The organism is Pseudomonas sp. P5_A2_2, from assembly GCF_054177685.1.
On sequence record NZ_JBGCUL010000135.1, the window covers coordinates 1 to 8,405 of the forward strand.

At 61.9% G+C, this 8,405-nt stretch carries 8 protein-coding genes; 4 read left to right on the plus strand and 4 right to left on the minus strand.

Annotated elements, in window-relative coordinates; translation table 11 throughout:
• The first annotated feature begins 68 nt into the window (after positions 1 to 68).
• The 3 genes from ACXRVY_RS11390 to ACXRVY_RS11400 all read left to right on the plus strand — a co-directional run bounded on the left by ACXRVY_RS11390 (position 69) and on the right by ACXRVY_RS11400 (position 1,925).
• The gene (locus ACXRVY_RS11390) at positions 69 to 533 is read left to right on the plus strand and encodes a multidrug transporter (protein ID WP_108214937.1); all 465 of its coding nucleotides are present in this window, start codon (positions 69 to 71) and stop codon (positions 531 to 533) included.
• A gap of 33 nt (positions 534 to 566) precedes the next feature.
• On the plus strand, positions 567 to 1,391 hold the full coding sequence (locus tag ACXRVY_RS11395) for an SDR family oxidoreductase (RefSeq protein ID WP_458237417.1): 825 nt from the start codon (positions 567 to 569) through the stop codon (positions 1,389 to 1,391).
• A gap of 135 nt (positions 1,392 to 1,526) precedes the next feature.
• Positions 1,527 to 1,925, plus strand: coding sequence for a DUF4440 domain-containing protein (locus ACXRVY_RS11400; protein ID WP_223459814.1), 399 nt, complete (start codon positions 1,527 to 1,529; stop codon positions 1,923 to 1,925).
• 76 nt (positions 1,926 to 2,001) lie between these two features.
• On the opposite strand, the gene ACXRVY_RS11405 is transcribed toward ACXRVY_RS11400, so the two are convergent.
• The 4 genes from ACXRVY_RS11405 to ACXRVY_RS11420 form a co-directional block, all read right to left on the minus strand.
• Positions 2,002 to 2,865 carry an efflux RND transporter periplasmic adaptor subunit gene (locus tag ACXRVY_RS11405; RefSeq protein WP_223459812.1) on the minus strand — a complete coding sequence of 288 codons (864 nt, stop codon included), beginning with the start codon at positions 2,863 to 2,865 and terminating at the stop codon, positions 2,002 to 2,004.
• A gap of 39 nt (positions 2,866 to 2,904) precedes the next feature.
• Complete coding sequence (locus ACXRVY_RS11410; protein ID WP_015096751.1) at positions 2,905 to 3,105, minus strand: DUF1656 domain-containing protein; 201 nt, start codon at positions 3,103 to 3,105, stop codon at positions 2,905 to 2,907.
• Positions 3,095 to 5,287: an FUSC family protein gene (locus ACXRVY_RS11415; RefSeq protein ID WP_458237418.1), complete on the minus strand. Its 2,193-nt coding sequence runs from the start codon at positions 5,285 to 5,287 to the stop codon at positions 3,095 to 3,097. The genes ACXRVY_RS11410 and ACXRVY_RS11415 overlap by 11 nt, the downstream gene beginning before the upstream one ends.
• A 138-nt stretch (positions 5,288 to 5,425) precedes the next feature.
• On the minus strand, positions 5,426 to 6,925 hold the full coding sequence (locus ACXRVY_RS11420) for an efflux transporter outer membrane subunit (RefSeq protein WP_458237419.1): 1,500 nt from the start codon (positions 6,923 to 6,925) through the stop codon (positions 5,426 to 5,428).
• A gap of 191 nt (positions 6,926 to 7,116) precedes the next feature.
• Between ACXRVY_RS11420 and ACXRVY_RS11425 the strand changes: the two genes are divergently transcribed.
• Positions 7,117 to 8,085: a LysR family transcriptional regulator gene (locus tag ACXRVY_RS11425; protein WP_458237420.1), complete on the plus strand. Its 969-nt coding sequence runs from the start codon at positions 7,117 to 7,119 to the stop codon at positions 8,083 to 8,085.
• Positions 8,086 to 8,405 lie beyond the last annotated feature (320 nt).

Sequence of the window (8,405 nt, forward strand, 5' to 3'; positions counted from 1 at the left end):
CGCTTAGGTAGGATGACCCTCTCTGCGCTTAGGTAGGATGACCCTCTCTGTCCCCGAGAATTCACGTCATGTTCATCGGCGTCCTGCTGGTCATCACTTGGCTGATCCTGTTGCTGCGCTATCCGGCCAAGGCCTTGCCCGTTTCCATGGCCGCCGCCGCGGGGTTGGGCATCGTCGCCACCTGGGTCATCTGGATGGACCACCGCGAACTCAAGCAGCTGCAACGCCTGGAGTTGCGCATCAGCTACGCGCCGCAGCAATGTCCCGCCGACCGCCCATTGCAATTGACCTTGAACAACGGCAATGACGTGCCGCTAACCGAGCTGCGCTGGCGAGTCGCGGCCTATGCACCGGGCGATACGGTGAACCTGGCCGACAATCAATACACCGCCCCGCGCTACCGTGGCCCCGGCGAATTGCAGGCCGGTGGCAACTGGGAAGATTGCTTGCCGCTGCCGCCATTGCGCCCTGGCTACCGTCCGGAAACCCTGGAGTTTCGCGCCGAGCGATTGCAGGGTAGTTTTTCCGACTGATCCCTCTCCCATTTTTTGCACAAGGAATGCGCCATGCCCGTCGCGTTGATTACCGGTTGTTCCAGTGGCATTGGCCGCGCCCTTGCCGATGCGTTCAAGGGCGCCGGCTATGAAGTCTGGGCCAGTGCGCGCAAGGCCGAAGACGTCGCCATGCTGAGCGCTGYCGGATTTACCGCCGTGCAACTTGACGTAAACGACGGTGTTGCCCTTGAGCAGTTGAGTGACCGCATCAACCAGGAGCGCGGTGGTCTCGACGTGCTGATCAACAACGCGGGTTATGGCGCCATGGGACCACTGCTCGATGGCGGCGTACCGGCCATGCAGCGCCAGTTCGAAACCAATGTGTTCGCTGTCGTTGGCGTCACTCGCGCGATGTTTCCCGTGCTGCGCCGGACCAAAGGACTGGTCGTGAATATCGGCAGCGTTTCGGGTGTGTTGGTCACGCCATTCGCCGGCGCCTACTGCGCCTCGAAAGCCGCCGTGCATGCCTTGAGCGATGCCTTGCGCATGGAACTGGCGCCGTTCGGCGTGCGGGTCATGGAAGTCCAGCCGGGGGCCATCGCCTCCAGTTTCGCCAGGAATGCGGGGCACGAAGCGGAGCAACTGATCAGCGAACAATCGCCATGGTTCCCGCTGCGCGAAGGCATTCGTGCCCGGGCCAGGGCTTCCCAGGACAAACCGACCCCGGCCAGTGAATTCGCCGCCGGGTTACTCAAGGCTGTACAGCGGAGCAAACCTGCGCGCCTGGTGCGCCTGGGCAATGGCAGTCGTGCGTTGCCGCTGCTCGCCGGGTTGTTGCCCAAGGGGCTGCTGGAATCGGGGCTGATGAAGCGGTTCGGGTTGCGTGGGCAGCTCTGAGACCGAGTCGCCTGCAATCGCGAGCAAGCTCGCTCCCACAGGTCATGCGCAGATTTTCAGATGGCGCTAATCCTGTGGGAGCGAGCTTGATCGCGATGGCGTCAGAACAGACACCACAGAATTTCAGGAAACAACATGACCGACTACACCGAATACTTCGACGAAGTGATCCAGGCCCACGTGGCCATCGAGCAATGGCTGGCCGAAGAACGGGACGCGTCTGAACTCGAACAACTGCTGACCCGTTTTTCGCCGCAGTTTTCCATGGTCTCGCCGCTCGGTCGGGTGCTGGATTTTGACGCGCTGAACGAATTGTTCATGCTGGCGGGCGGCAAGAAACTCGGGTTTCGCATCGAGCTCAGCGAGTTGCGTGGTATTGCGTTGTACGACGGCGGCGCGACCGTGAGTTACCGCGAACAACAAACCGATGCGACCGGACTGCACTCGGATCGTCGCTCCACGGTCGTGTTCGAGAAGCAGGCGGATGGCCGGGTGATCTGGCGGCATTTGCATGAGACGTTTTGCAAGGAGTGAACCGCTGTTTTATACCTGCTCAACCGAGTCGTTCCCATCGCGGGCTTGCCCGCGATGGGGCCACCCGGTCTACAAGTCATGCCCCTCCATCCTGCTTCACCACCACCGTACAAGTAATCCCCGCCGCCAACACCACACCCTCCGGCACTTCATCGATGTGAATGCGCACCGGCACCCGTTGCGCCAGGCGAACCCAGTTGAAGGTCGGGTTTACATCGGCGATCAACTCGCGGCTTTCCGGGTTGTCGCGGTCGTAGATGCCGCGGGAGATGCTTTCCACATGGCCCTTGAGCACTTCGCCGCTCATCAGTTGCATGTCCGCCTTATCACCGACGCGCACATGGGGCAGCTTGGTTTCTTCGAAGAAGCCGTAGACCCAGAACGAGTTCATGTCGACCACGGCCATTTTCGCCTCGCCGATGCGCGCATAGTCGCCGCGATGCACGTTGAGGTTGGTGACGTAGCCGTCCACCGCCGCGCGCACTTCAGTGCGTTTGAGATTGAGTTCGGCGGCTTCCAGTTGCGCCTGGGCCTGCTGGTAATCGGCCAGGGCCGAGTCAGCAAGATTGCTGGCATCGTCACGGTTTTCCCGGGAGATCACCAGGTTGTCCATATCGGCGCGACGGTGGGCGTTGACCTTGCGCATCTCCCAGGTCGCCTTGCGCGATGCCACCAGGCTCTGAGCCTGCTTGACTGCCAGACGGTAGTGCTCGGGATCGATCTGCATCAGCAAATCGCCCTTCTTCACCAGTTGGTTATCGCGCACCGGCACGTCCACCACTTCGCCTGTGACGTCTGCGGCGACGTTGATGATATCGGCGCGCACGCGGCCGTCACGGGTCCACGGCGTGTTCATGTAGTGCTCCCACAAGGAGCGGCCGATCCACAGCGCGAGGGCCAGCACCAGCAAGGTCGCGAGCAGGCTGAAAAACTTTTTCATCGGGGCATTCTTCAGAGATAGAGAGTCAGTGATAGAGAGTCAACGGTAGACAGTCAGCGCCATGGCGCCGAACAGACAAGTAAACAGACTCAGGCGCAGCAACGCCGGGTGCCAGAAAAAACGGTACAGGTCGAACCCGGACAGGAACCGGTCGAGCGCCCAGGCAAGCGCCGCCGCGATGAAAAACATCAGGGTCATGGTCGGCATGTACACGCCGTGGAAGGCGATTTCACGAGGCATGCTCAAGTCCTTGGGGCTGGCTGTTTGCGAAGGCCGCAAGCGGTGATTGCGGATCAAGTAGAGAGGTGCGGATGAAGTGCAGGTAACTCTTCACCCGGCGCAACGCCGAAGTATCGAAGTGCGGGGCGAAGGGTTCGTCGGTGGACTGCACACGGCTGATGGCATGATCGACCGCGATCAGCGCGCGTTCGAGGTTGCTGCTGTTCGGTTGCAGGAACAACCGCACCAGCGCACGCCCCATCACCCGGATCGCCTGGCGCCACGGCTGGGATTCGGCATAGGCCGAATGCACCGGCAAAATCGCCTGTTCCTTGCGCAATTCGATGATCGCGTGACCGACTTCCAGCACCACGAACATCCAGCGCAACAAGTCCCGCTGCACTTGCGGTTGACCCGCCGCGAAGCCGTAGGCCTGATGCACCAGATCGCGGGTGCGGCTTTCAAAACTCGAGGCCAAACCCTTGAGCTTGCCACTGATGGCGTACACCACCTGAGCGCGCAGGTCCTGCTCCAGCCGACGCCACAGCCAGCGGCTGTTGGGCGGTAGAATGATCGCTCCGGCCGCTGCGCACACCAGCATGCCCATTACCATGGCGATGTAGTCGTTGATGAAGGTATAGGGGTTGTAAACCGTGAGGTTGTCCGGCACCGAACCGGTGCTGAAGAAGATCAGCAAGCCCAGGCCGACGCCGACGTATTGCGGCCGCGAGGTCAGGAACGAACCCAGTACGATCACCGGCGCGAGCATCACACACAACAACGGAAATCCGTCGATCCACGGGAAAATGAAAAACATCTCGACGAAGCCGATCAGCGCCCCGAGCAATGTCCCGCACGCCATCTGAAAGGCCATGCGTTTCGGGTTCGGGGTGGCGGCGGACAGGCCCACGGTCGCGGCGGCAATCAGGGTCATGGTCGCRCCGCTCGGCCAGGCGGTTGCCACCCAGTAGCTGCCCAAAACCACCAGGATGAACGCTGCGCGAATCCCCGATGCTGCCGCTGCCATCCAGTTGGTTTGCGGAGTGAACGGCTCGTCCCAGCGCTCCCGTTCATGACTGTGATCGGCCAGGGAGGCGTGGGTCTGTGCATAACCGTGCAGGTCGTCGACGAAACGATAGAGCAACTCGTAGGCGGTGTGAAAATCCAGTTGTTCGGCATCGCTCGGATTGCTCTGTTGGAACGTCGCCCGCAGACAACGCACCCGCGCCGGCAAATCTTCCTTGTAGGCGCTCAACACTGTGACCAGCCGCGCCGCATCGGCGCTGGTCAGGGCTCGACCGCTGAAGCCGTCGAGCAGCTCGGCGAGGTCCTGCAGTCCCGGTTTGATCGCCGCTACTACCTGATCCGCTGCGCTGCTGCGCAGGCGTTCGAGCAACTGATGCAAGGCGTTGAAACGCGTGGTGATGCCCATGAACTCGCTGTTCAGGCGACTGAGGCGGCCATTGCGCCGACGCATGTGCGGGTCTTCAAACACAGTGACGCTGCGCAAGCCTTCCAGGCCCACGGCTTCGGCGATGAAACGCACGTTGCCGGCCTCGAACGCCTCGCGTTGACTGCGGCCACGCAAGCCGTCGGTGACGAACAGGGCGAACACGCCAAAGCGCTGATACAAGGCATTGCGCATCGCCGCGCTGGCCGATTGCGGCAGGATCGCAGCACTGATCAGGGTCGAACAGAGAATGCCCAACGAGATTTCCAGCACCCGCCAGACCGCCGCCATGAACGCACCCTCCGGATGGGCCAATGCGGGCAAGCCGACCATCGCGGCGGTGTATCCGGCGAGTACGAAACCGTAGGCGCGGAAGTTGCGGCAGCGGGCGGCGCCGGCCGTGCAGATACCGACCCAGATCGCCAGCGAACCGAGGAACAGCTCAGTGTTCTGCGCAAACAGGGCGATCAGCGCGACCATCACCGCCGACCCGGCCRGGGTGCCGAGAAAACGATAGAAACTCTTGGCGAACACCTGGCCGCTCTGCGGCTGCATGACGATGAACACGGTGATCATCGCCGTGCGCGGTTGCGGCAGTTCCAGGCGCATGGCCAGCCACAGCGTCAGGAATGCGGAGAACAACACCTTGAAGATGTAGACCCAGGTCACGCCGTCGCTGCGTGCCCAGTCGAAGAGCCCCCGGCGCCATTCCAGGGAGTACAGCCAGCGCAAGGGTGCGGGCAAGGGAGTCATCAAATCCTGCTCAATAAATTCCAGGGAAAACCGGAACCTGTAGGAGCGAGCCTGCTCGCGATAGCGGTGTGTCAGGCGACATGATTGCTGACTGACACGCCCTCATCGCGAGCAAGCTCGCTCCCACAGGTGTTGTGTTCAACGCAAAAGGCTCGGGGTTTTCGGCGCTTGGGTCTGGCTGTCTTTTGGCACGTCGTTGCCGGCACCGAGGCCACCGCCCAACGCCGTCACCAACTCGGCATGGGCACTCAAACGCGCTGCCTGAACCTGCTGCTGCACCTGCTGCTGCTTGAACAACAAGGTCTGSGCATTMAGCACRTTSAGGTARTCGGTSAGGCCRCGYTGRTAGGCRATCATCGCGATGTCGTAGGTCTTCTGCGCMGWGGCCACCGACTCGGCGGCGAAAGCCTGTTGCTTGTCCATGGACTCGCGGCGGATCAACTGGTCGGAGATGTTTTTCAGGGCATTGACCAGGGTCTGGTTGTACTTGGCCACGGCGATGTCATACCCGGCCGAGGCTTCCCCCAATTCCCCACGCAATCGCCCGCCATCGAAGATCGGCAATGAAATCGCCGGCCCCACGCTGTAGTTGAGTTTCTTGCCGGTCAGGAACTCCAGCGCCCCGCCGCCGGTGGCCATGTAGCCGAGGCTGCCGACCAGGTCGACGTTCGGGTAGAAACCGGCATGGGCGACATCGATGCCCCGCGCCTGCGCCGCCACTTGCCAGCGGCTGGCGACCACGTCCGGGCGTTGGCCGAGCAATTGCGCCGGCAGCGACGACGGCAGTTTCAGTGGCGCCCCCAACGACAACGTTGGCCGCTGTAACTGCGCGCCCTCCCCCGGCCCCTTGCCGGCGAGGGCGGCGAGCTGGTTGCGGCTCAAGGCGATCTCTTCGTCGAGGGCGTCGATCTGGCGATGGGTTTCCGGCAGCGGCGTCTCGGCCTGGCTGACTTCGAAATGGGTGCCGATGCCCCCGCTCAGGCGTTTTTGCGCCAGCTCAAGGATCTGCTGTTGCTGCTTCAAGGTCGCCTCGACGATGTCCCGCTGGGCGTAATGCAACGACAACTCGATGTAGACCCGTACGATGTTGTCCTGCAATTCGAGCTGGGCCTGGCGTGCTTCGGCGACGGTCATGTGCGCCATGTCCACGGCGCGCTCGGTGGCATTGCTTTCCCGGCCCCAGAGGTCGAGGGCATAGCTGAAACCCAGCGCCGCGTTATTGTCCCAGGTGGTGCTGTTGGCCAGCTCGCCGGGGCCATAGAACTGGTCGGTAGGCCAGTTATGGCGCTTGAGGGTCGACTCGCCATTGATCTGCAGCGACTCGGCGGCTTCGGCCACACCGGCCATGGACCTGGCCTGACGCACCCGGGCGGCGGCCATGGCCAGGGTCGGACTGCCTTGCAGGGCGAGGTCGATCCAGCGATTCAGTTGCGGGTCACCATAGGCCTGCCACCATTGCGCGGTGGGCCAGTGCGCATCTTGCGCGGCGCTCTGGATCGCTTCGTCGGTGGCCAGTGAATTGGCCTCCAGCGCCTTGCCCTGTGGGGCAATACCTCCGGTTCCGATGCAGCCGCTGATTGCCAGGGTTAAAGCCAAAACACTGAGCGACTGAAGCGCTCTGCTGATGCGACGCGGCACTGCTGCGATTTCCTGAGGTGGGGTGTTCTTGAGGTGAGCGCAATTCTATGGGGCGGCCTGAAGGGCGATAAGCTGGGATTCCTGTGAATCTTTGTTACCGTTAACGAGATAATCCGTAGGTAGATCCTTAGTCGCCTGTAAATAAACAGAAACTTCGTGTCACAATTTGTCATTCGACGAGAGAGCACCCCATGGACACTTTGCAAAACATGCGCGCCTTCAGTTACGTGGCCGAAGCGGGCAGCTTCACCGCCGCCGCCGTGCAACTGGRCACCACCACGGCCAACGTTTCGCGCGCGGTCTCCAACCTGGAAGCCCACCTGCAAACCCGTCTGCTCAACCGAACGACCCGTCGTATCGCCCTGACCGAAGCCGGCAAACGCTACCTGCTGCGCTGCGAGCAGATCCTGGCCTATGTCGAAGAAGCCGAAGCCGAGGCCAGCGACGCCCACGCCCGCCCGGCCGGGCAACTGAAAGTGCACACCATGACCGGCATCGGCCAGCACTTCGTGATCGATGCCATCGCCCGCTACCGCAAGACCCACCCGGACGTGACCTTCGACCTGACCATGGCCAACCGCGTGCCGGACCTGCTCGACGAAGGCTACGACGTGTCCATCGTCCTGGCCCGCGAACTGCCGGATTCGGGTTTCGTCTCCCAGCGTCTGGGCATCACCTACAGCATCGTTTGCGCCTCGCCGGCCTACGTCAAAGCCAACGGCTGCGCACAAAAACCCAGCGACCTGCTCAACCACGCCTGCCTGCGCCTGGTCAGCCCGGTGATTCCGCTGGAGAAATGGGCCTTCGACGGTCCCGACGCCCAGGAAATGGTCACCATCAACAGCTCACCGTTCCTGGTGAACTCCGCCGACGCGATGAAATCCGCGATCATCAGCGGCATGGGCGTTGGCGTCCTGCCGCTGTACGCCGCGATAGAAGGCCTGCGCAACGGCACGCTGGTGCGCATGATGCCCAAATACCGCTCGCAGGAACTGAACCTGTACGCCATCTACCCGTCGCGCCAGTACCTGGATGCGAAGATCAAGACCTGGGTCGAGTATTTGCGCGGATCGTTGCCGGAATTGCTGGCGGCGCATCAGGCGGAACTGGCGGCGTATGAACTGAGCGGGAGTCTGGGTGGGGTTCGGGTGGCGAATTGATCCATCGGTTCAAGGATTGATCCCTTGTGGGAGCAAGCTCGCTCCCACATTTGGATTTGCATAAATCTGCCAGAAATTGACCGGCTGTCAGGCCACCTTCGCGGGCAAGCCCGCTCCCACATCTATGGTTACCCCCTTTTCTGCAATACTGTTGTTGATGTCGTGTTTGGCTTGCTTTCATCTATCCGGCGTCTGAGTTGGGGTTGTGGCCCCCGCGCCTCGATGAGAATCGATGCCCAACGACCCTAATTAGGGGAACGGCCTTGCAGCCGTGTGAGAGCCCAGGGTTGTCGTCAGGCCGGTTGGCCGTTCATGTCATC

Coding starts and splice junctions, on each gene's coding strand:
- ACXRVY_RS11405 (WP_223459812.1), bottom strand. CDS start 2,865: ATGAAAAAGTTTTTCAGCCTGCTCGCGACCTTGCTGGTGCTGGCCCTC.
- ACXRVY_RS11410 (WP_015096751.1), bottom strand. CDS start 3,105: ATGCCTCGTGAAATCGCCTTCCACGGCGTGTACATGCCGACCATGACC.
- ACXRVY_RS11390 (WP_108214937.1), top strand. CDS start 69: ATGTTCATCGGCGTCCTGCTGGTCATCACTTGGCTGATCCTGTTGCTG.
- ACXRVY_RS11400 (WP_223459814.1), top strand. CDS start 1,527: ATGACCGACTACACCGAATACTTCGACGAAGTGATCCAGGCCCACGTG.